24 protein-coding genes are annotated in these 25,310 nt (G+C 57.6%); 19 read left to right on the top strand and 5 right to left on the bottom strand.

Annotated features, from left to right (window positions below; all coding sequences use genetic code 11):
* The first annotated feature begins 204 nt into the window (after window positions 1–204).
* From K0B93_RS17105 to K0B93_RS17085, 5 genes are all read left to right on the top strand, one after another.
* Window positions 205–1,506 (top strand): AAA family ATPase, encoded by a 1,302-nt coding sequence (locus K0B93_RS17105; protein ID WP_219868472.1) that lies wholly within the window; start codon window positions 205–207, stop codon window positions 1,504–1,506.
* Window positions 1,507–1,743: 237 nt separating this feature from the next.
* On the top strand, window positions 1,744–3,282 hold the full coding sequence (locus K0B93_RS17100) for a fatty acyl-CoA reductase (RefSeq protein ID WP_219868471.1): 1,539 nt from the start codon (window positions 1,744–1,746) through the stop codon (window positions 3,280–3,282).
* Between the two features lie 351 nt (window positions 3,283–3,633).
* Window positions 3,634–5,583, top strand: coding sequence for an acetate--CoA ligase (gene acs / locus K0B93_RS17095; RefSeq protein ID WP_219868470.1), 1,950 nt, complete (start codon window positions 3,634–3,636; stop codon window positions 5,581–5,583).
* Between the two features lie 41 nt (window positions 5,584–5,624).
* On the top strand, window positions 5,625–6,290 hold the full coding sequence (locus K0B93_RS17090) for a LuxR C-terminal-related transcriptional regulator (RefSeq protein WP_218637053.1): 666 nt from the start codon (window positions 5,625–5,627) through the stop codon (window positions 6,288–6,290).
* Between the two features lie 257 nt (window positions 6,291–6,547).
* Window positions 6,548–7,633, top strand: coding sequence for a fatty acid desaturase family protein (locus K0B93_RS17085; protein ID WP_219868469.1), 1,086 nt, complete (start codon window positions 6,548–6,550; stop codon window positions 7,631–7,633).
* 58 nt (window positions 7,634–7,691) lie between these two features.
* Here K0B93_RS17085 and K0B93_RS17080 read toward each other — a convergent pair whose 3' ends face one another.
* Window positions 7,692–8,675 (bottom strand): D-2-hydroxyacid dehydrogenase, encoded by a 984-nt coding sequence (locus K0B93_RS17080; protein WP_219868468.1) that lies wholly within the window; start codon window positions 8,673–8,675, stop codon window positions 7,692–7,694.
* Window positions 8,676–8,902: 227 nt separating this feature from the next.
* Here K0B93_RS17080 and K0B93_RS17075 point away from each other — a divergent pair, with 227 nt between their 5' ends.
* The 3 genes from K0B93_RS17075 (at window position 8,903) to K0B93_RS17065 (ending at window position 11,000) form a co-directional block, all read left to right on the top strand.
* Complete coding sequence (locus tag K0B93_RS17075) at window positions 8,903–10,129, top strand: pyridoxal phosphate-dependent aminotransferase (protein WP_219868467.1); 1,227 nt, start codon at window positions 8,903–8,905, stop codon at window positions 10,127–10,129.
* A gap of 9 nt (window positions 10,130–10,138) precedes the next feature.
* Entirely contained in the window at window positions 10,139–10,330 is a 192-nt protein-coding gene (locus K0B93_RS17070) for a CPXCG motif-containing cysteine-rich protein (protein ID WP_219868466.1), read from the top strand.
* A gap of 97 nt (window positions 10,331–10,427) precedes the next feature.
* A complete protein-coding gene (locus K0B93_RS17065; protein ID WP_219868465.1) occupies window positions 10,428–11,000 on the top strand; it encodes a DUF1439 domain-containing protein in 573 nt (190 codons plus the stop codon).
* 73 nt (window positions 11,001–11,073) lie between these two features.
* Here the strand turns inward: K0B93_RS17065 and K0B93_RS17060 are convergent, their stop codons facing one another.
* Entirely contained in the window at window positions 11,074–12,228 is a 1,155-nt protein-coding gene (locus K0B93_RS17060; protein ID WP_219868464.1) for an isocitrate/isopropylmalate dehydrogenase family protein, read from the bottom strand.
* A 194-nt stretch (window positions 12,229–12,422) separates the two neighbouring features.
* Between K0B93_RS17060 and K0B93_RS17055 the strand changes: the two genes are divergently transcribed.
* Window positions 12,423–13,187, top strand: a complete 765-nt coding sequence (locus tag K0B93_RS17055) for an EAL domain-containing protein (protein ID WP_219868463.1) — start codon at window positions 12,423–12,425, stop codon at window positions 13,185–13,187.
* A 28-nt stretch (window positions 13,188–13,215) separates the two neighbouring features.
* On the top strand, window positions 13,216–13,572 hold the full coding sequence (locus K0B93_RS17050) for a hypothetical protein (RefSeq protein ID WP_219868462.1): 357 nt from the start codon (window positions 13,216–13,218) through the stop codon (window positions 13,570–13,572).
* Window positions 13,573–13,581: 9 nt separating this feature from the next.
* Here K0B93_RS17050 and K0B93_RS17045 read toward each other — a convergent pair whose 3' ends face one another.
* A complete protein-coding gene (locus tag K0B93_RS17045; RefSeq protein WP_219868461.1) occupies window positions 13,582–14,475 on the bottom strand; it encodes a LysR family transcriptional regulator in 894 nt (297 codons plus the stop codon).
* A gap of 123 nt (window positions 14,476–14,598) precedes the next feature.
* On the opposite strand from K0B93_RS17045, the gene K0B93_RS17040 reads away from it, so the two are divergent.
* Genes K0B93_RS17040 through K0B93_RS17020 form a run of 5 tightly spaced genes read left to right on the top strand, consistent with a single transcriptional unit; the run spans window position 14,599 to window position 19,232 of the window.
* Window positions 14,599–15,810, top strand: a complete 1,212-nt coding sequence (locus K0B93_RS17040) for an acyl-CoA dehydrogenase family protein (RefSeq protein ID WP_219868460.1) — start codon at window positions 14,599–14,601, stop codon at window positions 15,808–15,810.
* A gap of 23 nt (window positions 15,811–15,833) precedes the next feature.
* Window positions 15,834–16,655 (top strand): SDR family oxidoreductase, encoded by an 822-nt coding sequence (locus tag K0B93_RS17035; RefSeq protein WP_219868459.1) that lies wholly within the window; start codon window positions 15,834–15,836, stop codon window positions 16,653–16,655.
* Between the two features lie 36 nt (window positions 16,656–16,691).
* Window positions 16,692–17,756 (top strand): phosphotransferase family protein, encoded by a 1,065-nt coding sequence (locus tag K0B93_RS17030; protein WP_219868458.1) that lies wholly within the window; start codon window positions 16,692–16,694, stop codon window positions 17,754–17,756.
* On the top strand, window positions 17,756–18,445 hold the full coding sequence (locus tag K0B93_RS17025; protein WP_219868457.1) for a histidine phosphatase family protein: 690 nt from the start codon (window positions 17,756–17,758) through the stop codon (window positions 18,443–18,445). Before K0B93_RS17030 ends, K0B93_RS17025 begins: the two co-directional genes overlap by 1 nt.
* Before the next feature lie 16 nt (window positions 18,446–18,461).
* The gene (locus K0B93_RS17020; RefSeq protein ID WP_219868456.1) at window positions 18,462–19,232 is read left to right on the top strand and encodes an SDR family oxidoreductase; all 771 of its coding nucleotides are present in this window, start codon (window positions 18,462–18,464) and stop codon (window positions 19,230–19,232) included.
* Here K0B93_RS17020 and K0B93_RS17015 read toward each other — a convergent pair.
* Entirely contained in the window at window positions 19,229–20,134 is a 906-nt protein-coding gene (locus K0B93_RS17015) for a DUF6279 family lipoprotein (protein ID WP_219868455.1), read from the bottom strand. The two genes, K0B93_RS17020 and K0B93_RS17015, sit on opposite strands and share 4 nt — an antisense overlap.
* A 141-nt stretch (window positions 20,135–20,275) precedes the next feature.
* Here K0B93_RS17015 and K0B93_RS17010 point away from each other — a divergent pair, with 141 nt between their 5' ends.
* Both K0B93_RS17010 and K0B93_RS17005 read left to right on the top strand, forming a co-directional pair.
* Complete coding sequence (locus tag K0B93_RS17010) at window positions 20,276–20,518, top strand: DUF2798 domain-containing protein (RefSeq protein ID WP_219868454.1); 243 nt, start codon at window positions 20,276–20,278, stop codon at window positions 20,516–20,518.
* Between the two features lie 158 nt (window positions 20,519–20,676).
* Window positions 20,677–22,077, top strand: coding sequence for a DUF4397 domain-containing protein (locus tag K0B93_RS17005; RefSeq protein ID WP_219868453.1), 1,401 nt, complete (start codon window positions 20,677–20,679; stop codon window positions 22,075–22,077).
* A 65-nt stretch (window positions 22,078–22,142) separates the two neighbouring features.
* Here the strand turns inward: K0B93_RS17005 and dacB are convergent, their stop codons facing one another.
* Window positions 22,143–23,699: a D-alanyl-D-alanine carboxypeptidase/D-alanyl-D-alanine-endopeptidase gene (gene dacB / locus K0B93_RS17000; RefSeq protein WP_219868452.1), complete on the bottom strand. Its 1,557-nt coding sequence runs from the start codon at window positions 23,697–23,699 to the stop codon at window positions 22,143–22,145.
* 329 nt (window positions 23,700–24,028) lie between these two features.
* On the opposite strand from dacB, the gene K0B93_RS16995 reads away from it, so the two are divergent.
* The gene (locus K0B93_RS16995) at window positions 24,029–24,502 is read left to right on the top strand and encodes a sterol desaturase family protein (RefSeq protein WP_219868451.1); all 474 of its coding nucleotides are present in this window, start codon (window positions 24,029–24,031) and stop codon (window positions 24,500–24,502) included.
* 110 nt (window positions 24,503–24,612) lie between these two features.
* Window positions 24,613–25,305, top strand: coding sequence for a glutathione S-transferase N-terminal domain-containing protein (locus K0B93_RS16990; protein WP_228743575.1), 693 nt, complete (start codon window positions 24,613–24,615; stop codon window positions 25,303–25,305).
* Window positions 25,306–25,310: the final 5 nt, after the last annotated feature.

Genomic DNA, 25,310 nt, shown 5'->3' with positions numbered 1-25,310 from the left:
TAATTCGGTGTCATGCCGTCGTCGGTTCACGCATGACGGGGTATTCGTAGTTGTTGTTGCAATGGAGCTTAGACAATAATCCGTCGTTATTAAATACTTATTGGTGTATTTTTAAGCAGTATATTATCTGTCTTGTGATATGTGTAGAATTTTTACAGGTTAAAATGGCGGATTCCTTACAATCAGGGACGTAGAGCTCCGGTCATGACCGTAGAAGAATCTGGCACGCCCAAATCGAACCAACCTCGAACCATTGCCGTTACCGGCGGTAAGGGCGGGGTCGGCAAAACGTCGGTTGCTCTCAACCTGGCGCTTACATTGGCGCGCCAGGGTAAACGAGTCCTGTTACTTGATGGCGACACTGACCTTGCCAACGTCAGCATCATGGTCGGTCTTTATCCCGAGAAAACCCTGGCCAACGTGATTGCCGGTGAATGCCGGTTACAGGACACCCTGCTCGAGACGGACTATGGCCTGCATATTGTCCCCGGCGCTTCTGGCGTTCAGGAGTGCATGGACATGAGCCCCTCCGATAGCCTGCGTATTCTGCGGGCGCTCTCTCAGCTGGAAAGCCGGTACGACTATGTGATTACGGATACTGCGGCCGGGCTGCAGGCGCCGAGCCTGCACATGATCGCGGCGGCGGAGCTGGCCTGTATTGTTGTGACCCCGGATCCGGCCTCACTGACCGATGCATTTTCGCTCATCAAAGTCATCCGGCGTCGGGGCTACAAGCGGGTTCCAAGTGTCCTGGTCAACATGGCTCAGGGCGCCAGTCAGGCCCGGTCTGTATTCCAGCGCCTGGATTCGGCCGCCCGGCGTCATCTCGACCTGACCCTTCACTACATGGGGGGGATCTGGAGAGACGAAACCCTGCGGCAGTCGGTGCTCAACCAGAAACCGGTTGCACTGCTGCCGGTTGGCGATCCCTCCTGTCGTCAGTTTCATACCCTTGCCGACATGCTCAATGTTCGCCTCTCTCAGTCGCCGCCGAGAAAGACCGGAATCGCCGCCTACTGGCACCGGGTTTCGCGCCAGCAGCTGGAGGCCAGGCCGGTGCAAGCGGGATTGGTCGAACCGGCGAATCCACGTCAGCGTTGCCTGAATGCCGTGAGTGATCTTGAGGCAACGCTGGCGCAAACGCCCGACAATGCAATGCTGCGTTATGAAGCATTTACCCGGCTTTTTGCACTTCTTGGGAGCACGCCGGACAGTGACACCATTGAAATTATCCAGACCGGGCTTGGCTCCCTCGAATGGGAAAAACTGAGTGATGAGAAGAAACGTCATCTGGCCATGCACCTGAGGCACCTGGCCGACCAGATCGCTCCGGAACAGGGACCGGATACGGCCCCGGTATCGACGGGCCCGGGTCAGGCAGAGCCTGTCTATGATCGTGTCAGCTTCGGTGAGCAGGACCGCCTGGTGAGGGCGCTCAAGGAGCAGCCGGCGGAGATTTCACTGGATCAGTTGTTGCGCTCCCTGGCCGGCAATGACCGGAAATGACCCCGGATCCCCTAAAAAACCTGCCCAGTTCCCTGTCATTTTATTAGCACCTTTTGTGGCGTAATTTTGCAGTGTGTCACCGCTCTGTCACGAATAGTGTGCAAATATTAATCATGGGGTTCGGCGGTGGCCCGTATAATGCAACTTCTTTCCTGTGAGCAATTCACAAACACATTTTCCCCGCCGGCAAGGTGTTCGACCGGTCGTAGATTTGAAAGTTGAGAAGGAGTTCCACCCATGGCAGCACAGCAGTTGAAATCCGGAGAGTCGTCGTCAAATGTTCTTGAACAGCTCCGAGGCAAACATGTCCTTATCACCGGCACGACCGGATTCCTGGGCAAAGTTGTACTTGAAAAACTGATCCGGGCGGTACCGGATATTGGCGGCATTCACCTGTTGATCCGGGGGAACAAACGACACCCAGATGCCCGCGGTCGCTTTCTGGATGAAATAGCAACGTCTTCGGTATTTGAGCGTTTGCGCCACGACGACAACGAAGCCTTCGAAACCTTCGTGGAAGAGCGGGTTCACTGTGTCACCGGCGAAGTAACTGAGCCCCTGTTCGGCCTTTCTCCCGACCAGTTCCGCAACCTGGCCAAAGGGATTGATGCCGTTATCAACTCCGCCGCCAGTGTGAACTTCCGGGAGGAGTTGGATAAGGCCCTCGCCATCAACACCCGGTGCCTCGATAATGTCGCCGAACTGGCCCGTCAGAACAGGGAGCTCTCGGTTCTGCAGGTGTCCACCTGTTACGTCAACGGGATTAATTCCGGCCAGGTTACCGAATCCATCATCAAGCCCGCCGGAGAGGACATTCCCTGCAGCCCGGAGGGCTACTACGAGATTGATGAGCTGGTCCGCTTGCTGGAAGACAAGATTGCGGACGTGCGTTCCCGGTATTCCGGCAAGACACTGGAGAAAAAACTGGTGGACCTGGGCATTCGGGAAGCCAACCGTTATGGCTGGAGCGATACCTACACCTTCACCAAGTGGCTGGGGGAACAGTTGCTCATGAAAGCTCTGTCTGGCCGTTCCCTGACCATAGTTCGTCCCTCAATTATAGAGAGTGCGCTGGAGGAACCTGCGCCGGGCTGGATTGAGGGCGTGAAGGTGGCTGATGCCATTATCCTTGCCTACGCCCGCGAGAAGGTAACTCTGTTTCCGGGTAAGCGCTCAGGCGTCATTGATGTCATTCCGGTGGACCTGGTTGCCAATGCCATTATTCTGTCCCTGGCCGAAGCACTTTCCGAGCCTGTAGGGCAGCGGATCTACCAGTGTTGCAGCGGCAGTTCGAATCCGATTTCCCTCGGTGAATTTATCGATCACCTGATGGTTGAAGCCAAGGCCAGTTACGCAGAGTATGACCAGTTGTTCTATCGGCAGCCGACGAAGCCCTTTGTGGCAGTTAACCGAAAGCTGTTTGATGCAGTGGTCGGCGGTGTGCGAATACCGCTCAGCCTCACCGGCCGGGTCCTGAAAATGCTCGGGCACAATCGCGAGCTGAAAGTTTTGAAGAATCTGGACACCACCCGGTCGCTCGCCACGATCTTCGGTTTCTATACGGCGCCGAACTACATTTTCCGGAATGACGAGCTGTTGTCCCTCTCTTCCCGGATGGGCGAGGTCGACAAGGTTCTGTTTCCGGTGGACGCCCGCCAGATCGACTGGAGTGTTTACCTCCGCAAGATCCACCTGGCCGGTCTGAACCGCTATGCCCTCAAGGAACGGAAACTGTACAGCCTGCGTTCGGCGAAGGCCCGGAAAAAAGCGGCGTAAGCCGAACCCTCAACGCCCGGTCCATCCGGACCGGGCTTCCTTTAACGTTCCTTTCCGGGCATTGCCCAGCGTGGAAGCTGCTCCTCCGTTACATGAGCCTGGTTGCGAACAGGTCCTTTAGGTCTATCCTTAAAAAAGCTTCTTATCCCACACAATATGCTGTTGGTGGCGTGCAGGTTGCCGAGACGTTTCGGCTAAAAGTTCAGGCACATTAGGACGTTAGTCTAATTCATTGTTCAGTCGCTCACATGTTGAACTACGGCTATCCGTCTTAAAGGCCAACGAAGGCCTCTTCGCTCTGTATTCCAATAACCGACAATGACAACAGACTCTGACTAAAGGGGGAGCACAATGACCGATAAACAGGTTTATCCGGTAAGCCCGGACGTGGCCAAAAGGGCCTTGCTGAATCGGGAACAGTATGACGACATGTATCGTCAATCCGTTGAAGATCCGGATACGTTCTGGGGCGAACACGGCAAACGCCTTGAATGGATCAAGCCCTACAGCAAGGTGAAAAACACCACGTACGATTACGACAACCTCTCCATCAAATGGTTTGAAGACGGCGAGCTGAATGCCTCAGCCAACTGTCTTGACCGTCACCTCGCCGACAAAGGCGATCAGACTGCTATCATCTTCGAAGGTGATGATCCGGCCGACTCCCGTCACGTGACCTATCGTGAGTTGCACGAGGAAACCAGCAAGTTCGCCAACGTGCTGAAAGGGCTGGGTGTCAAGAAAGGGGACGTGGTCACCATCTACATGCCGATGATCGTTGAGACCGCGGTTGCCATGTTGGCCTGCGCCCGTATTGGCGCGATTCACTCGGTCGTGTTTGGTGGGTTCTCCCCGGAAGCCCTGGGTGCCCGGATCGTTAATGGTAATTCCCGGTTCGTGATCACCGCCGATGAGGGGGTTCGTGGCGGTCGCAAGATTCCGCTCAAGAAGAACGTGGATGCGGCCCTGAAAAACGAAGATACAGCCGGCGTTAAAAAAGTGGTCGTGGTCACCCGGACCGGTAACAAGGATGTGCCCTGGAACGACGCTCGGGATGAGCGTTACGAGGATCTGATGAAGTCTGCCTCCGCGGATTGCCCGCCGGAACCCATGAACGCCGAAGATCCCCTGTTCATGCTGTACACATCAGGCTCGACCGGCGCCCCGAAAGGTGTGCTGCACACCACTGGGGGGTACATGGTGTACGCCTCCATGACCCACGAGTACGTGTTCGATTACCACGATGGCGATGTGTACTGGTGCACGGCTGACTTTGGCTGGGTTACCGGGCACAGCTACATTCTGTATGGACCGCTGTGCAACGGTGCGATCACCGTGCTGTTCGAGGGTGTGCCCAACTACCCCGACAGCTCGCGCATGGGGCAGGTGGTCGACAAGCACAAGGTCAACATCCTCTATACCGCCCCGACGGCAATCCGCGCGCTGATGGCTGAAGGTGCTTCCTGCATGGATGGGACGACCCGCGACAGCCTGAAGCTGCTTGGCTCGGTCGGCGAGCCGATTAACCCGGAAGCCTGGGAGTGGTACCACAGCGTGATCGGCAACAGCAAATGCCCGATCGTGGACACCTGGTGGCAGACCGAGACCGGCGGCATTCTGATTTCGCCACTTCCCGGTGCAATTGATCTCAAGCCTGGCTCGGCGACGGTGCCGTTCTTCGGTATCAAGCCGGCGCTGGTTGATAACGATGGCAACATCCTTGAAGGCAAAACCGAGGGTAACCTGGTTATTCTGGACAGCTGGCCAGGCCAGATGCGTACCATCTATGGTGACCATGAGCGCTTCAAGCAGACCTACTTCAGTACCTACAAGGGGCGCTACTTCACGGGCGACGGCGCCCGTCGTGATGAAGATGGTTACTACTGGATCACCGGCCGTGTCGATGACGTTCTGAACGTCTCCGGACACCGTCTGGGCACCGCCGAGGTCGAAAGCGCGCTGGTTGCTCATGACAAGGTTGCCGAGGCGGCTGTGGTTGGCTATCCCCATGACATCAAGGGTCAGGGCATTTATGTTTACGTGACTCTGGTGCAGGGCGGAGAGCCGTCGGACGAGCTGAAGAAAGAACTGGTACAGTGGGTGCGCAAGGAAATCGGTCCGATTGCCTCGCCGGATGTGATCCAGTGGGCTCCGGGGTTGCCGAAGACGCGTTCGGGCAAGATTATGCGTCGGATTTTGCGTAAGATTGCGGCCAACGAGCACGATCAGTTAGGAGACACATCCACTCTTGCAGATCCGGGTGTGGTCGATGAGCTGATCAGCAGTCGTGAATTCAAGTAGGATCTCAGTACCCAACGTAAACCTGTTAAGGAAACTGTTGAATGGCACAAACAATTATCGTCGCCGATGATCACCCGCTGTTTCGGGCAGCATTGAAACAGGCGGTCAGTCAGGCGGTTCCGGATGCGGAGACCGTAGAGGTCGACAGCATCAAGGCACTGCAGGCGGCGGTAGAGTCGCACCCGGACGCGGATCTGGTTCTTCTGGATCTGAACATGCCGGGTGCCCATGGCTTCTCCGGACTCGTGTTCATGCGTGGCCAGTATCCGGGGCTTCCCGTCGTGGTTGTGTCAGGCTCGGAAGAATTGCAGGTAATGCGTCGTTCAATCGACTACGGGGCGTCCGGCTTCATCCCGAAGTCCGCCCCGTTGCCCACCATCACCGAGGCGATTCAGGCAGTCCTGGAAGGGGATGTCTGGTTGCCCGATGGGGTGGCCGACAAGATTGAGCGAATGCATTCGGACGCCACCGATTTCTCGGAAAAGCTGGCCTCACTGACGCCGCAGCAATTCCGGGTGCTGGGGATGTTGGCCGAGGGGCTCCTGAACAAGCAGATCGCCTACGATCTGGACGTGTCGGAGGCTACCATCAAGGCTCACATCACCGCGGTGTTCCGTAAGCTTGGGGTTCGCAACCGCACCCAGGCCGTGATTGCCATTCAGCAGATGGAGATCGATCCTTCGGATCAGTCGCTGTCGGGTAGCTGAATGCCAGCGCTAGTCCGCGAATAGGAAAAAGGGAGCCTCCGGGCTCCCTTTTTTTATCCCTCCAGACCATCGTCATCTGCCCGCCTCCATCCCTAAAAAACGGTACATCTGTTTTGTATAACTATTTCTGTGTCGAGAAACAATAACAATGCCATTGTTATTGCTGTCTTAATTGGTTAACTTCAGCGTACAACTGTACTCCTAAATAGGAGTGGCGATATGTATGAGTTCAAATGTCAGGAAGGCGAAGGTGACCGATGAATGTAGCTGTGAACTCCGACATCTTGGGTGAGACCGTATATGGGAAACCCGATGAACGTGAGCTTCGGGACAGAATGAAGAGAGAGCTGCCGCCGGACACATTCAGGGCTCAGACCTGGCGGGTGATCTGGTTCCTGCCGCTGCAGATGCTCATCTGGGGCGGGATGGCCGTGATTCTGCTGGCGGGCCTGCCCTGGTATGGCAATCTAACGCTGGCATTGGTGGTCGGGCACAGCATTGGTTGCCAGGCGCTGTTGGCGCACGAGGTACTACACGGTGCACTGGGCATGAGCCGGCGCTGGCAGAATTTCTTTGGCTGGCTGGGCTTTGGTCCGTTTGTGGTGCCGCCTGAGTTTTGGCGAAAGTGGCACAACGTGGTTCACCACGGCAATACCAATGCCGGTGATGCCGATCCGGACAGCTTCGGCACACTGCGTCGCTACAAGGCGGACCCCAAACAGAAGAGATTCACCCGACTGGCGCCGGGATCGGGTACCTGGTACAGCTATCTGTTTCTGGTTTACTCGTTTACCTTTCACGCACAGCTGGTGCTGTGGTTCCAGGCCAGGAAGCGGAAGCCCTTCAAGGGCTTCGACCGCGGCAAGGCAATTCGGCAATCGTTTGTCTGCGTGGCGGCCTGGGGCGTGCTTGCGGTGCTGTCCGGCCCTTTGGTGGTTTTCACCGTGCTGGTGCCGTTTATGGTGGCGAACGCCCTGGGGCAGGGTTACATCCTGACCAACCATTTCCTGCGACCCCAGACCGCGACCAACAACCCGCTGGATAACTCCATGAGTCTGCGAAGCCATCCGGTGCTGGATCGTCTGCATTTCCGGTTCAGTCACCATGTGGAGCATCATTTCTTTCCGAAGATGTCTTCCAACAAGGCGCCGCGGGTGCGGGTCTGGCTGGAGCAGCACCATGGCGATCGCTACGTGGCGATGCCGCACTCCACGGCACTGAAGCTGCTGTATAGCACGCCGCGGGTTTACCGTTCAGCCACGGAACTGGTCGATCCCAACAACCCCGGGCGGGTGGTTGATCTGCTTCCATTGCAAAAGCAGTACGCGGCCAGTAACCGTTAACTCCGAACCAGATGAAAAAAGGGTGGGCCGAGGCCCACCCTTTCTATCTTGACCGGCTTTATTTGCTGCCGGCGTAGCCGAGTTCCTTGTCCACGAAATTGAACAGGTCCTCGCCTTTGTGCCAACGATCAAAGTTTTCCAGGAACTGGTCGGTGAGGGCGCGTTTCCAGCCAATGAAATCACCGGCCATGTGGGCCGTCATGGTGACATTTTCCATGTCCCAGAGCGGATGGCCTTCCGGCAGCGGCTCCTCCTCGAAGACATCGAGGCCAGCGCCGGCAATCTCGCCGTTTTGGAGCGCCGTGATTAGATCGTCGGTCTTCACGATCGGGCCTCGGCCGATGTTGATCAGTCGTGCCGTGTTTTTCATGGCCTTGAAGGCCTTCTCATCAAACAGGCCCTCGGTCTGCGGCGTCAGCGGAGCGGCAATCACCACGAAATCGGCATGGCTTAACTGTTCGAACAGTTCGTCATTGCCGTGGACTTTCACAAAATCCGGGTCGTCGTGACGGGGCGTGCGGGCAATACCATGGGGTTTCAGGCCGGCAGCGGCAACCAGCCGGCCAATCTGCCGACCAATAGATCCGGCTCCGACCACCAACACCTGCTTGCCCTCGGCCCGCTCGGTATCCCGGTGTTTCCACTGATGCTTCATCTGCAGCCGGATTGAACCCGGGAAATCCTTGGCAAACATCAGGATAGTGCACAGCACGTACTCGGCAATGGTGCGATCAAAGATGCCGCGGGCGTTGGTCACCACCACATCGCCCTTGATCAGGGCAGGGAACATCAGGGCATCCACGCCCGCGCTGGTGGCATGAATCCACTGCAGCTTATCCGCCGATGGCCACGCGGCTTCCAGAGCTTCGGTTCGGAAGTCCGTTACCATCATGATATCGGTGCCGGGAAGGGTGTCCCTCAGTGTCTGTTCGTCACAGGCAAACCGTACTTCCGCGCGTGTCCTGAGAGCATCCATTCCCGGTGGCTCCGGCTCCCCCGGAGCAGTGAGAACGGTTACAACGGGCTTGCTTGGCTGTGTCATTGAACCTCCGCCTGTGTGTGTGACTGACGATCGTCTGTGTGGGCCTCACGACAGTCTGGTATGCCGGTGCAGTGCGGTCAACTTGCTGTTACTCCTGAGCTTCCGGAAAAGCGATCCTGATGGTGGTTTCAAGCGCCGCATCTTTCTCAGTTTTTGCCTTGTGTGGCCGGGTGTTACTGGCTAACCTGCAGGGGTAGGTTTTTTTGCCCCGTTTGCAGGAGGTGTTTATGGCAGAAGCCGCCAACCACGAAACCGGCCAGTCCAGACCGCGTAAAGTGAAGTACCGGAAAAACAAGGCCAGTTGGAACCCTGCCATGCAGGCGATTCCGGTGCCGGGCATTCGTCGCATGGTGAATATGGCGGCCACCATGAAAGATGTTATCCATCTTTCCATCGGTCAGCCGGACCTGCCGACGCCCAAGCACGTCATCGATGCCTATATTGATGCCCTGAATGCCGGGCAGACCGGTTACACCATGGATGCCGGGCTCCCCGAGTTGCTGGTTGCGCTCAGAGACTATTACGGCAAGCGCTACAACCGGAAGCTGACCCGTGACAATATCCTGATCACCAGTGGTGCGACCGAGGCCATGTACCTGGCCATTTCGGCGACGTCGGCACCGGGTCGGCAATTCATCGTGACCGATCCGTCGTTCCTGCTGTATGCCCCATTGATCCGGATGAATGGCGGTGAGGTCAAGTTTGTTCCGACGCGGGCGGAGAACGACCACCAGCTTGATCCGGATGAAGTCATCCGGGCCATGGGGTCGCGCACCTTTGCACTGATTCTCAACAATCCCAACAACCCGACCGGGGCGGTCTATCCGCGCAGTACCGTAGAAACCATACTTGAAGAATGCGCGTATCGGGGCATTCAGGTCTACGCGGACGAAGTCTATGACCACCTGATTTTCGATGATGATGATTTTGCCAGTGTCCTGAATTGCTCAATGGACCTGGACAACATCATGTGCATCAGTAGTTTTTCCAAAACCTACAGCATGGCCGGTCTGAGGGTTGGCTGGGTGATCGCGAGCCAGGCCGCGATCAAGTCCCTGCGGCGCTATCACATGTTCACCACGTCCGTGGCGAACACGCCGTCCCAGTTCGCTGGCGTGGCCGCACTTACCGGTGATCAGCAGTGTGTCCAGGACATGGTGAATATCTACCGCGAGCGTCGCGACAAAACGGTGGAATTGATCGAGCAGACGCCGCACATGACTGGCTACAAGCCCGGCGGTGCCTTCTTCGCCTTTCCGGCTCTGCCGCCTCATGTGGACGGTTCGGACCTGGCATTGCGAATGCTCAAGGAAACCGGGGTTTGTGTGGTGCCGGGCGATGCCTTCGGTGAGGAATCCACCAACGCCGTTCGAATCAGTTTCTCAACAACCTGCGAGAAACTCGAGCAAGCGTTCGATCGCATCATTCCCTGGATGGCGAAGCAACAGTTCTGAGGTGACGTCATGTCTGCCCTGGAGTCGGTCCTCGTGCAATGCCCCTACTGTTGGGAGACGCTGGATGTCAGCGTCGACCCGTCGGTGCCGGAGCAGGAGTACGTCGAGGACTGCCAGGTCTGCTGTCGTCCCATTCTGATTCACGTAACTTTCGACGACGACCTGACTCCTCATGTGGATGTCCGGGCCGAGAACGAGTAACCGGCCCGGCGCTATCCTGACCAATCCTTAATCTGCCCACCTTGCCCCCGCTGCCGCCCTGCCGCAGGATATAAGCCGACTTTACGGAGATAAACCAATGCTTAAATTACCCAAGACAGGCCTGTGGGCGCTGGTTTTCATGGTTGTTGGATTGACCAGTGGCTGTGCCAGTTTCTCGCCGTATTCCATTTCCGAGGGGGAGCTGGAACGGCACCTTCAGGATGTGGTGAGGGATTTTGATCGTCAGCAGTTGCAGAGTGGTTCGCCGCTCAGCCTGAGCCTGAACGACGCCGATATTACCCTTGGCCCCGATGGGCGGGATGTTGCCGTGATTGACGTCAAGGGCCAGATCGCTGTGAACGCCTTGCTGGCCAAATTGCCGGTCGATATTGCTCTGAAAGTCGAGGGTGCGCCGGTATACGACAGCACGGAAAAAGCCATCTTCATCCGTCGGCTTCAGTTGCTTGAAAGCAATATTGAATCCCCCTATTTCAAGGGAGATCTGAAACCGGTGACCGACACTGTCATGCGAGCGGTGGCCCAAATGCTGGAAACCATGCCGGTTTACCGTCTGGATGAAACCGATTTTGCCCAGCGAATGTTCGGAGCGATGCCGGTGGATGTGCGTGTCGCGCCGGGACGTCTCGAATTCGTCATGGCGGACCAGTGAGCCCCCTGTGGTGGAAGCCAAATCAACCGAGCGGCGCGCTATTGGACTGATCGCGCGCCGCTGATGGCGTGTATCAGGCGGTCAATCGCTTGCAGATAGCCGCCCCGATCTCGCGGGTACCGCGCTGGCTCCCTGCGTTCTCCGCCAGGTCCGCCGCAACCGCCTCGAACAGCTCCTTGCCTGCGGCGGCAAGCGTCGGATCCTTGCGGCCCAGCCATTCCAGCATGCGTGCGGTGGTGAACAGCATGGCGGTCGGGTCCGCGAGGCCCTGGCCGGCAATGTCGGGCGCACTGCCGTGGGTGGGCTCGAACATCGACGGCATCGTCGGGTCCGTCGGGTTCAGGTTGCAGGATGGGGCAACCCCCATGCCTCCCGATAATACCGCGGCCAGATCGGTCAGGATATCGCCCTGCAGGTTGCTGGCGACCACGACATCGAAGGCCCAGGGGCTTTGCACGAATTTCATACAGGCGGCGTCCACCAGTTCGTGGTGGGTCGCCACGTCTGGAAACTCCTTGCCGATCTCTTCAAACGCCTCGGTGTACATGTCGCCCCAGTAGCGGAGCGCGTTGCGTTTGGTTACAAGGCACACCTGGCTCTCACAGGTCCGGCCGTCGAGGGTGCGGAAACTACGCGTTCGCCCCTCTTTCACCCTTTCCCCTGCACGAATCCGGGCCTGCTCAAAGCCATATCGGATGATCCGGTCAGTCGCCTTGCGGGTGAACACTTCCATTTGTGTCGCTACTTCATCGGCGGTGCCTTTGCGCAAGCGGCCACCCTGGCTCACATACTCACCTTCGGAGTTTTCGCGAATGACCAGCATGTCTATGTCCTTCGCCCGCTCATCGGCAAGGTACTGGCGCGCGCCCGGCAACAGGCGGGCGGGCCTTTCGCACACCCACTGATCGAAGCCCTTGCGCATATCCAGCAGAGGTGCCAGGGAAATGCTGTCCGGCAGCAGGTACCGGTCAGGGTCGTCCATCGGCCCCGGGTCTCCCAAGGCGCCGAGGAGAATCGCATCGTAGGCCTGAAGTTGCTTCAGAGCATCCTCCGGCATGGAGTCGCCGTGCTCCTCATGCCAAGCGTGGGACGGCCAGGGAAATCGGGTCCACTCCATGGCAAGCCCGTGCTTGGCGCGCAGGGTTTCCAGGCAGCGTACAGCTTCGCCAACCACTTCCGGTCCAATGCCGTCGCCGGGGGTGATTGCGATGCGGGTAGTTTCGGCCATTCGGGGGACTCCTTTATTCAATTGGCTCGTAGGTGCACCAGTGTCCCAGTTTAGTCTTCTAGCGTGGGGATGCCACCAAAATCAAGGTAATAGCGTTCGAGCGTTGTGTCGCAGCGGGTCCGAAAGCTATAGTGAATGAAGTTGTCTGTCTGATCGGCGCAGTAAACAGTTCAGAGTGATGTTCAGGAGTGGAAGTGAACCAGCCCGCAGTCCTTTTTGATGAGTCTCATTGTGATCAATGTGCGTGTGGTGAAGGGTTGGGTTTTTCCTTCACGTTTGCCTTTCAGCCCATTGTCGATGTCATAAACAAGTCTGTTTTTGCCCATGAAGCCCTGGTCCGGGGGCTGGATGGAGAAGGGGCGTCACACATCCTGTCAAAGGTGAACGAGACCAACCAGTATTCCTTTGATCAGGTTTGCCGGGTCAAAGCCGTAAAACTTGCCTCCCGTCTCAACATGGATACCATGCTCAGCATCAATTTCATGCCGAACGCGGTCTATCAGGCGGAGTACTGTATCCGAACGACACTGGCGGCAGCAAAAACCTACGACTTCGACACCCGGAAGATCATTTTCGAGCTGACGGAAAATGAGAAGCTGACATCAGTGGAGCACCTGGCCTCAATCATCGAGGCCTATCAGGAAATGGGGTTCAGTACTGCCATCGATGATTTTGGTGCCGGTTATTCCCGCTATGACATTATGATGGCGAGTCCCCCGGACCTGCTGAAACTGGATATGGGACTGGTTCGAAATATTCACAATGAACCCAACAAGCAAGCTGTTGTCAACGGCATCATCAGCATGATGAAACAGTTGGGGGGGCGGATTGTGGCGGAAGGCGTGGAGACCAGGGAAGAGTACTTCTGGTTGCGCTCTCAGGGGATTCACCTCTACCAGGGCTTCCTGTTCGCCAAACCCGGATTCGAATGTCTGCCAGAGCCGGTTTTTCCGGTGTGAGGCAGCCTTTACCTGACAGGATATTCCTTTGCTCTATCGAATAATTACTTTCGTCGGCGGACTGGTTTTTGTTGCCGCACTGTTCGCGCTGTTGTGGTTTTTCTGCAAGAAATTTCTTGAGCACCACGGCGTCACCGATCAGGTCTCGGATCGGGCCACTTCACTGGCTACCTGGACGTTTGCCGGCATCAGTGTCGGGCTCGTCTTCGCTGTGGTCGGTGCCTTCATTCTCGGCCCCTGGGCGTTCTATCGCACGTTGCGTGGGCACAACGTTGATGTTTCCGACGGGGCTGCCATCTGGTGGGGGTTCGGGATCGTGGTGGCCGCGTTGGGCATTACCGCCATTGGCTTCTTTGGGTTCTTGATGGCCGTGGGCGCCTACTAGGCGACACCCTCAACTGATTTCCCGCAACTGTTCCCGGAACCAGATCAGTGCCGGTTCCCGTTCATAGGCTTTGTGCCAGTATAGATGCACGTCAATTGACGGCAGGTTCGCTGGCGGATCCATGATGACGATGTTCGCTCTCTGGGCAATGATGCGGGCATAGGCTTCCGGCATGGTCAGCAGCAGATCGGTTTTTTCCACAACCCGACATGCCGCGTAGTAGTGCTGGCAACGAAGCCGGATGCTGCGTTGAACGCCAAGCCGGGAGAGTTCGAAATCCTCAATGCCCGGTCCTTCCGTCCGCGACGACACCAGAACGTGTCGGGCGGTCAGGTAATCCTCCATCGACAGTCCCCCGTCCGCCAACGGATGCCCCGTCCTCGCAAGCACGACCAGCCGGTCCCGCCGGAGCAGCTCGTGGGCAGTCTGGTCGCTCACCGGTAACAGCACGTCCACGGCAAAATCCAGCTTGCCAGCCGCCAGTTGGGTCTCCATCTCTCGCCGGGCAATACGCTGGCTGAAAATTTCGAGATTCGGGTAGGGATCCAGTCGCCTCATCAGTTGTGGCAGGAAGGTTGATTCCAGGATGTCCCGCAGTCCCAGCGAGTAAGTCTTTCTCTGGTTGGCCGGATCAAAAGCGTGGAACTGGTTGACTGCACTCTGGATCTGGGTGAGTCCGGGGCGCATGGATTCCAGGAAACGCCGGGCCAGCGGCGTGGGCACCATCTGGTTGCCCTGGCGGGTGAACAGGCGGTCGTCAAAATGGTCCCGCAGCCGCGACAGCGAATGGCTGACCGCCGGCTGTGTCAGGTGCAGGGCCCGGGCTGCACGGGTCAGGCTACCCTCCCGATAGATCGTGTCAAAAACATGCAGAAGGTTCAGGTCCAGGCGATTCAGGGCCATGTCGAAGATCCGGGTCTGTGAATTAGTTTCGGTAATGATAAACGATAAGAATAATTCAGTCGCGTAATAGTTGGCTCGTCCCTAGACTGCAATCATTGTGATTTTTTCAGTGAGGGTATGACGATGGATTTCGCTATTTCCGAAAAAGGTCAGGACTACCTCAACCGCGTGAAAAAGTTCATGGCGGACGAGATTTTTCCCATCGAGGAGCAGTATCACAGGGAGTTGGCCTCCCTGGAAAATCGCTGGGTAGTATTGCCGGTTATCAAGGAATTGAAGGAAAAGGCCAAGGCCCGGGGGCTGTGGAACATGTTTTTCCCGGATGAGAAGCATGGTTGTGGCCTGCTGAACTCCGATTATGCCCTGATCGCCGAGGAGACGGGGCGTAGCTTCATTGCCCCGGAAATCTTCAACTGCAACGCGCCTGACACCGGCAATATGGAGGTGCTGATCCACTACGGCTCCGACGAGCAGAAAGCCGAGTGGCTGCCGAAGCTGATGAGTGGCGAAATCCGCTCGGCCTTCTGCATGACCGAACCGGGCGTGGCCTCTTCCGACGCCACCAACATGGAAGCTACTGCGGTCGTCGAAGGCGACGAGGTCGTGCTGAACGGTCGCAAGTGGTGGAGCACCGGCATCGGCCACCCGGACTGTAAGGTGGCGATCTTCATGGGCTTGACGGATCCGGACGCGCAGAAACATCGCCGTCATTCCATGGTTCTGGTACCTCTGGATGCGCCGGGTGTGCGAATCGAGCGTATGCTGCCGGTGTTTGGTGAATACGATGAGCCCTATGGTCACGGCGAGGTGGTTTTTGAGGATGTCCGCCTGCCCAAGAGCGCGTTCATCGCCGGCCCGGGGCGCGGTTTTGAAATTGCCCAGGGCCGTTTGGGGCCCGGCCGCGTACACCATTGCATGCGGGCTATCGGCGCGGCCGAACGCACCCTGGAACTGCTGATCAAGCGGGCGACAACACGCGAGGCCTTTGGCCGGCCCATTGCCAAGCTCGGCGGAAACCCCGATATCATTGCCAATGCGCGCATGGCGATAGAACAGGCGCGGCTGCTGACGCTGAAATGTGCCTGGGCCCTGGATACCAAGGGCATTGGTGGTGCGTTGCAGGAGGTGTCCATGATCAAGGCGGTGATTCCTTCCATGCTGCAGACCATTGTTGATCAGGCCATTCAGATCCACGGTGGCGCCGGTGTCAGTGACGATGACTTCCCGCTGACCCAGTTGTTTGCCTATGCTCGGGTATTGCGGTTGGCGGATGGCCCCGACGAAGTGCATCGGGCTATGGTGGCACGCTTGGAACTGCGCAAATACAAAAACTGAACCTCCAGCGAGACGGAAACACTATGACACAGAGAGTATTTATCACGGGCGGCGCGAGCGGTCTCGGTCGCGCCATCGCCCTGCGTTACGCTAAAGAGGGCGCCAAAGTCTGCATCGGTGACATCAATCCGGAGCAGGGTGCCAGCGTGCAACAGGAGATCAACAACGCCGGTGGCGAAGGCTACTTCGTGGAGTGCGATGTTCGCCGGCTGACGGATCTCGAGAAAATCTGTGACGATCTGACCGCCAGGTGGGGTGGGGTAGACGTGGTGGTGAACAACGCTGGTGTTGCTTCGGCGGGTTCTATCGAAGACACCACCATGGCCGACTGGGAGTGGATCCTGGACATCAACGTGTTGGGTGTTGTGCGCGGCTGTAAGGCGTTTACGCCCCAGTTCAAGAAGCAGGGCTCAGGCACGTTTGTGAACATTGCCTCCATGGCCGGGTTGATGCTGGCGCCGTTGATGAATAGCTACAATGTATCCAAGGCAGGAGTTATTGCGTTGTCCGAGACATTGAGTCAGGAATTGCGCAGTGATGGCATTCATGTGAGTTGTGTCTGCCCGGCATTTTTCCAGACCAACCTGGCCAGCAGCATGAGGTCAGATCTGCCCGGCGTGCAGCAGAACGTGAATAAACTGATGAAGCGGTCCAACATCACCGCTGAGGACGTGGCTGAGGATATCGTGCGGTCGGTGAAAGACAAGAGCTTCTGGGTATTGCCTCACACGAAAGAACGGCGTATGTGGCTACTTAAGCGACATGCGCCCAAGGCCTTCGACTGGTTGATGTACAAGGAAAGCAAACGCTGGATGAGCAAAATGGGCGGCATGGCCAAGGCCTGAGGCAAACCGGCAGGTAACAGAATAGGAGAGCCCTGAATGACTGAGATTGATCAGGCGATGGATGTTCGCGAAGGCGAGGAGCTGGATGTAGCGGCCGTGGACCGGTTCATGAAACAGTCCATGCCGGACCTCGGGGGTGAACCTGAAATTCGCCAGTATCCGGGCGGTGCGTCCAACCTGACCTATCAGGTGGATTATGGCGATCGCTCGTTTGTGCTGCGGCGTCCCCCGTTTGGCAAGATCGCCAAGTCCGCTCATGACATGCTCCGCGAAGCAAAAGTGATGCAGGCTCTGAAGCCTGTCTATCCCTATGTCCCGAACATCATCGCCATTTGCGATGACCACGATGTGCTGGGGTGCGATTTCTATGTGATGGAGCGCCTCAAAGGCATCATCCTGCGCCAGGATTTCCCGAAAGGCTTTGAGTTGAGCGAAGCCGATACCCGCAAGCTGTGCCTGAACGTGATCGACAAGCTGGTGGATCTGCATCGGGTGGATGCCAAGGCCACTGGTCTCGACAAGCTCGGCAAGGGCGAGGGATACGTTCAGCGCCAGATCGGTGGCTGGAGCGACCGGTTCCGCAAGGCCCGCACGGAGGATGTCGGTGATTTCGAGTCGGTCATGGCCTGGCTCAACGACAAGATGCCCGATGATATTGCCCAGGTCGTTATCCATAACGATTTCCGCTTCGACAATGTGGTGCTGAATCCGGATAACCCCTTCGAAGTCATTGGCGTACTGGACTGGGAAATGGCGACCATTGGTGATCCACTGATGGATCTCGGCAACAGTCTTGCCTACTGGATCGAAGCTGATGATGAAGGGCCGTTCCAGATGCTGCGGCGCCAGCCCACGCACCGGCCGGGCATGCTGAGCCGCAAAGAGGTAGTCGAGTATTACATGGAGAAGTCGGGCTTCCGGGTCGATAACTTCGACTTCTATGAAATCTATGGTCTGTTCCGGCTGGCGGTGATCATCCAGCAGATCTATTACCGTTTCTACCATGGCCAGACCAAGGATAAGCGGTTTGCTGCCTTCGGCCACGCTGCCAACTATCTGGAAAAGCGGTGTCAGCGGCTGATCGCCGAGAGTTCACTGTAATGGCTACGGTGTATCTGGTTCGTCACGGACAGGCCAGCTTCGGCAAGGCCAACTACGATCAGCTTTCGCCGACCGGTTGGGAGCAGGGGCGGTCACTTGGTCGCTGGTTGGTTGGTAAGGTGACGCCCGATGCCGTTTTTGGCGGCAATCTGGAACGGCACCGGGAAACGGTCGAGGCCATCGCTACCGGATATGGCAGCCAGCTGCCGGACATGCAGGTTGTCCCTGGATTCAACGAGTTTGACCATAACGAGGTGGTCACTCGCTTTCGCCCGGCGTGGAGTGATCGGACGGTAATGGCCAGGGACCTCCAGTCCTTCCCGAAACCGGCGAGGGCGTTTCAGGAGGCTTTCGTCCAGGCGGTCCGTCGCTGGGCCTCGGGCGAGCACGATCACGAATACGACGAGACCTGGCCGGACTTCAAGGCCAGGGTGCTGCAGGCCTTTGACGAGATGATCGAGTTCGCCGATGGCGGCGATGTTCTGGTGGCTACCTCCGGTGGTCCGATCTCGGTGATTTGTCAGCACCTGTTGGAACTGGACGACAAACGCGCTCTGGCACTCAACGAGGTCATCGCCAACACCAGTGTCAGCCGCGTGCTTTACTCCGGGCCCCGCCGCAGCCTGTCGGTGTTCAACAATTACAGTCACCTGGAAGCGGAAGACCCCGCCCTGGTGACCTTCCGATAACGATTGAGGTGTGTGAATGAGCAATAAAGACCTGTTTGATCTGACCGGCAAGGTCGCCCTGATTACCGGCGCCAGCCGGGGCATTGGTGAAAGCATTGCGCGCACGCTGGCCAATTACGGGGCCCACGTCATTGTCAGCAGCCGCAAGATTGATGGCTGCGAAGCGGTCGCCAGCAGCATCCGTGAAGCTGGTGGCAGCGCCGAAGCCCATGCCTGCCACATTGGCGAGATGGATCAGATCGAAAAGATCTGGGCGCACATCGAGAAAGAACACGGCAAGCTCGACATTCTGGTCAACAACGCCGCCTCGAATCCCTATTTCGGGCCAGTTGAGGATACCGATCTCGGTGCATTCAACAAAACGGTCGATGTGAACATCCGGGGCTATTTCTTCATGTGCGCCCGCGGCGCCCAGATGATGAAGAAGGCCGGTGGCGGTGCCATCGTGAACGTTGCCTCGGTGAACGGTGTTAACCCGGGGCATTTCCAGGGCATCTATTCCATCACCAAAGCCGCGGTTATCTCCATGACCAAGTCGTTTGCCATGGAACTGGGCCAGCAGAACATACGCGTAAACGCGCTGCTGCCGGGCCTGACTGATACCAAATTTGCCAGCGCGCTGACCACCAATGAGGCAATCAAGAAGCAGGCCATGGCGCATATTCCCATGAAGCGCGTGGCCGATCCTGATGAGATGGCGGGCACGGTTCTGTACCTGGTGTCCGGTGCCTCCAGCTACACCACCGGCGCCTGTATTAATGCGGATGGCGGTTACCTGACGGTTTAATCGCTAGCGCTACTCGCGACTTCGGAGCCCGCCGAGCAGGTCAGGGCTTCGAAGTCGCTGTTCAGTTCAGCCGCCCGGTTCTGCAGGTGTGCGAGGTGAGTTGAGTTGCCCGCCTCAATCAGATCATGCATGAGGGTCTTCATGGCGGCCCGGCTGTCGACCATCATGGCCTGATACTCTTCGCCCCGGATTTCCTCCGAATCCTTGATCAGTCGCTCGACGTCGGCCGCGAAGCCGGGGGCATTGCGCCGCTCAAGTGCCTCAAGCAAGGCCAGTTGCCATTTTCGCCGGCCCTCCAGCCAGATTTCTGTCTGCCGTCCCCGTTGTTCCGACCATTCGGCGACAATCCTCTTCTGCGTTCCGTTCAGGTCGCCCAGCCACCGTTCCACTCGCTCTTCGGTCCGTTCGGCCCGGGCCGAGGCGGTCTCGTTCATGCTGTCAGAGAGATACTCCTCTTCCCGCTCACGCTGGCTATCTTCCATGTTCTCGGCCAGCTCCCGGACCTGGGCGTCGGTCAGGCTGGCCAGCAAGTCGGTGGCGATGGGCGTGGCTTTGTCCAAGAGTGGCGGGAAAAAGCCGAAGAGCTGTTCCTGATGATAGGCGATGGTGTCCGGGTCGAGGTCTCGCTGCCGAACGTCGGTTTCCAGGGACTCGAGCCAACGTCCGTATCGGGGCAGTTCCCGGGAGCAATGCCACTGCCGTAGCTGATCGATACCGGCGTTGAGTTGAGCTGCCTGGGCATCGGTCAGGGTGACATAATCCTCAACCCACCAGACGATACCCCAATCCGCGTATCGGTAGGCCGTTCGGGTCGAGCTGCAGCCCGACACGATCATCAGGCTGGCGCAGATGATTGCGATCCAGCGGATGCTGCCAGGTGGACAGGAGTTTGGACTGTTCATAGTATCTCGCCGAGGTGAACAGGGCTCTCGCAAAAAGATCGCAAGCTTACTAAAATGCGTATCCCTTTCTGACTCAGTGTACGACATTCCCTTGTTTTCGGATGGGGTGTCCACAATCCGGGTGATCCCGCTGGAGGTATTATGCGCAGGATAAAGCCTGCACGCGTTCGCCAACTCGTCTTTGGCGTCTATATGTCTGGAATAATGTCTTTTCTGATGTCGGGTGTGATCACGTTTCTCAATACCGGTATTGATGCCGGCTTCCCCGCTCGCTGGGCCACGGCCGGCCTGGTTGCCTGGGCGGTTGCGTTTCCTTTGGTCACTTTCATCGCGCCGCTGGCGGGCCGCCTGACGGAGGGGACGCTCCGCCTGTTTGAGTCATGATTGCTGGAAAACACCTGTTCGCTCAAATGTAAAATCGTGTTAATCCGATTGTTCGGAGGCCCCGTAGATTGCTGGTAAGCACAGTTCATGGAATGAATGAGTGCAGGTTCGAACCACTTCACCTTGGTAATCAACCTCAGCAATCGAGGAACAGGACAATGAATACAAAACTTGCCTTGCCGTTAGTGGTAGCCGGGAGCGTTCTGCTTTCCGGTTGTTTTGACGATGATGACGATCCTACAAATACCAGCGTCCGGGTGGTACATGCCTCCTCTGATGCGCCGGCCGTTAATGTCCGCCTGAATGACGATACCGTGGTTTCAGGCGCAGATTTCAAGCAGGCCGCAGTTCTGAACCCGAGGTCCGGGAGTGCGACCATCGCTGTTGACGGGATTCTCCCCGGCGGTGAAACCGCTACCGTGATCGAGGCGGATGCATCGCTCCGGTTTGATACCAGTTATGACGTAATTGCGGTGGGCAAGGTCGGCGACCAGACCATCGAACCGCTCATCCTCACGGACGACGGAAGCCGGGATTCGGCGAATTCTGTGCGCCTTCGCGTTGCCCACCTTTCCCCCGGCGCCCAGGCTGCCGCGGCTGGACCGGTGGATGTTTATGTGACGGCGGCAGGCGCAGCACTGCCTGACGAAGCCACCTTTACCTTTGCCTTCAAAGAGAGCGTAGGGCCGCTTGAGGTGCCAGCGGGTGACTACCAGATTCGGGTGACCCCTGCGGGGGCGGATACGGTGGTCTATGACAGCGGAACGGTGCCACTGCAGGCGGGAGCTGATTTGCTGATCGGTGCGGTTGATAACACCGTTTCTGGCGAAGCACCCGTGAGCCTCATCGCCATAGACGGCGATGCGGTAACCGAGATTCTGGATACCAATACCGGAGCTGGTATCCGGGCCGTTCATAATTCATCGGATGTCGGCCCGGTGGATATTTACGTTAATGGATCGCCCGGCGTTGATGTCGCGGCGATTGTTGGTCTGGAGTTCCCTGACACTGTTCCCGCTGCGCCGGTGACGGGGGATTATGTCCCGCTTGGCGCGGGTGAGAATCAGATCATTGTCACCGGGACAGGGGGGACCACTGCAGCCATTGATGAAACACTCAGTTTGGCCTTGGGTGATGTGTTCACTGTGATTGCGGCTGGAACCGTGGCCGACAGCAGCATTCAGGCGATCGTTGCTGCCGATGACAACCGGAGTATTGCAACGGCGGCGAAACTGAGGGTGATTCACGGTGCATTTGAGGCGCGAGTGGTTGATGTTTATCTGATTCCCACAGCGGAAGGCGGTGCATCTGCCACGGAGATCAACAACTCTGAGCCGGCGCTGAACGATTTCGAGTTCGGTGATTCATCCGGGTACTTGCAGGTGCCGGAGGATGACTATGTGGTCTTCATCACAACCACCGACGGCAGCCCGCTGCTCAAGACCGGCAGTATTACGCTGGCCGCTGGAAGTGTATACACGGCCATTGCGCGCCTGGCGACCGGCGCCGAGACCGATATTGCTGGCCTTACGCTGTTGGACGATTTTGTGAGCCCATAACCAGGTTGTTGATCGCTTCGCACTCTGCGTCAGAACTGAAAAGCCCCGGCATGGCCGGGGCTTTTTTATTGAATGGTCGTTTTCGACGAACCCGAGTCGGCCCGGGAAATGGCCGTGCCGGTGGGTGGCCGGTAATGCAGGGAGTAGAGAATGCGATCCAGGACAGACTGGCCATTCCAGGCAGGGTCATTGTTCACCATTCCGACAACGGCCCAGGTGGTGTTGTGTTCATCCCGGCTAAAGCCGGCGATGGAGCGGACGTTCTCCAGGTAGCCGGTCTTGATCCGGCCGCTGCCGTCCATACCTGTGTTGCGAAGCCGGCGAGCCATGGTTCCGTCCATGGCGATGATCGGCATGGAGGCCATGAGGTCGGCAGCAAAGGGGCTGTTCCAGGCGTGTTGCAGCAGTTCAGCACCCTGCCGCGCGGTAATCCGGCCGTGACGGCTGAGGCCGGCGCCGTTGTCGATAACCATACCGGCAGTATTGATGCCTTTCTTCTCCAGCCAGTCGTAGATCACGCGAATGCCGGCGACGCGATCATCCGCCTCCTCATCCAGCCGGTTCTCGGCACCAATTGTCAGCAACATCTGGCGGGCCATCACGTTGCTGCTCCACTTATTGATGTCGCGCACCATGGTAACCAGATCCGGCGACGTCGTTTTCAGCACCAGACGGGCATCTTCCGGGGTGGTTCCCACGGTGTCGTTTCCGGTTATAGCCACCCCGGTCTCATTGAGCAGGGAACGAATCAGGCCGGCGCTGTATTGCTCATGGGGCAGCAGAGACAGGTAACGGGTGGTGCGGCACCCCTGGGGCAGTTCTCCGGTCACCCGAACGGTGACTTTGTTGTCATCGTGGAAAATTGGCTCCCACTCGAAGTTGCGACGGCGGGGGCAGGGGCCCTCGGCCGTGGCGGTTACCCGGTTATCAATCATTACCTGATCCAGTGACGGCGTGCTCCAGGCCTGGGTGCCTCGCTCATCCGCCCGAATCTGGAAGTGCAGCAGGTTGAGATTGGTCAGGTAGGCGGAGGGCTCAACCAGGAACGGCGCATGGGGATTGTCGCCGTTGTCCTCGAACGCAGGGAAGCCGCCGTCTACTTCGAAATAGGTTCCATCCAGCACCAGGTTGCCATCGATGCTGGTGATACCCATGCTGCGGAGTTCGCGCAGCGTGCCCCAGAGCCGCTCGATGGTCAGCTTGGGATCCCCGCCGAAGCGGACGTAAAGATTGCCTTTGAGGGTATCGCCGACCAGTTCACCATCGGTCAGGAAGTCGGTATCCCAATGATGGGTTGGGCCGAGAATTTCCAGTGCCGCATAGGTCGTCACCAGTTTCATGATGGAACCGGGGCTCATCAATTCGTCGGCGTTGATGTACTGGTCGATCCCGGGGCCATTCAGCGGAATGGCCGCCATGCTCAGGGCGTTTTCGTCGTTGAGCGATTTGACGGCATAATCGCGGACCTGGCTGCTCCAGACTCGAGCCGAGGAAAAGCTGGAGTCGTCTTTGTCCAGAGCCAGCAGGGCGGGGCTCGCAGCCACAGCCAGTGCCGCGCTCGTTGCCACGACCGTTCGTTTGAAAATCGACCCAAGGTTACCTGTCGTGTGAGCGCGTCGCATACCCCAAATCATCCTGCTAACCATCCATGAATTCTTATCCTTCAACAATAGCCCATCTTTGGGGCGTGTACTATGCAGAGAAGTTCTACATGACGTTAAAAAATGGCAGTAGAGTCGTTGTTTGTATTGGTTTTTGTGACTTCCTGTAAGTCGTCCTTTGTGAATCATAGGGTTAGCGTTCGGAAGTTTTGCATTTTCCATGTCAATGACTTTGTAATTCTTTTTATCCGGGCATTTTCCGGCATTTCGGTCATGGAAACCGACGGCAAAAGAGCGTTTGCTATCGAATGTGTCACCACAGGTTTCGAAAACAAGAACAGGAGGCCATCATGATCGGTATACCGTTGGGGCTGATTACCGCTAACGCGGTCGAGTGGGTGTTCCACAAACATGTCCTGCACAATTTGGGGCGCAACCGCGACAGTTTCTGGTCGTTTCACTGGCATGACCACCACCGTCAGGTGCGCAAGAACGGGTTTCTGGATGAGGATTACCGGGAACCGCCCTGGAACTGGAATGCCCAGACCAAGGAAGTGGCGGCCCTGGTCGCGGGTGCGGCCGCCGTTACGCCGCTGATGCCGGTGGCCCCCTTCTATGTGGGAACCTTGTATTACTGCGCCTGGAACTACTACCGCGTCCACCGGAAATCGCATCTTGATCCGGGCTGGGCCCGGGAACACCTGCCCTGGCACTATGATCATCATATGGGGTCGAATCCCGACGCCAACTGGTGTGTGACCAGGCCCTGGTTTGATTACATCATGGGTACCCGCGAGCCAATGGAAAATCGGGCGATTGCGTGATAATGAGGGAAATTCCAATCAAGGGTTCAACTATGTCCAACGGGCTAACACACAACGTCAATTTACTCGGTTCCGTGACAACCTCGTCATTGACAGCCTGGCGGGGCTGTATGGTCGTGAAAAAGAGCGTGCAGCCGGAACAGCCCATCATTCTCTATGACATGGAGGCCTGCCCGTTTTGCCGCCGTGTGCGCGAGGCGCTCACCGCGCTCCATCTGGATGTGGAAATCCGGCCCTGCCCGAAGGGCGGCCAGAATTTCCGGGAGGAGGCTGCCGCCCTCGGCGGCAAGCAGCAGTTCCCGTTGCTGGTGGACAAAAATACCGGCACGGTGATGTACGAATCGAACAATATCGTGGCCTACCTGTTCCGGGAGTACGCTGGCCGGCCGGTCCCGAAGTTCTATCGGGGCAAGGCCTGGCAGCCGGCACTGGGGTCCGTCGCCTCAGCTGCCAGTGCCTTGCGGGGCTTGCGGGCAAAAGCTGGAAAGCGGCCAGAACAGCCTCTGCATCTCTGGAGTTTCGAGGGCAGTCCGTTTTCCCGACTGGTGCGTGAAAAACTGTGTGAACTGGAGATTCCCTACACGCTCCATAACCTCGGGAAGGAGCACTGGTCCGAGGTCGGCCCGGCAAGGCAGCGCCTGAAGCCGGGGCCGTATACGCCCATTCCGGGTGGCAAGCGCGATGCCTTCTTTCAGGTGCACAAGCGGGTTCAGGTACCCTATCTGGAAGATCCGAACACCGGCGAGGGTATGTTCGAGTCCGCCAGGATCCTGAAATACCTGGATACCCATTACGCTGCCTGATCAGA

Source organism: Marinobacter sp. F4218, assembly GCF_019443085.1.
Classification (GTDB): domain Bacteria; phylum Pseudomonadota; class Gammaproteobacteria; order Pseudomonadales; family Oleiphilaceae; genus Marinobacter; species Marinobacter albus.
Note: the sequence above shows the minus strand (reverse complement) of the source record. Positions and strands in the feature narration are given on the sequence as shown.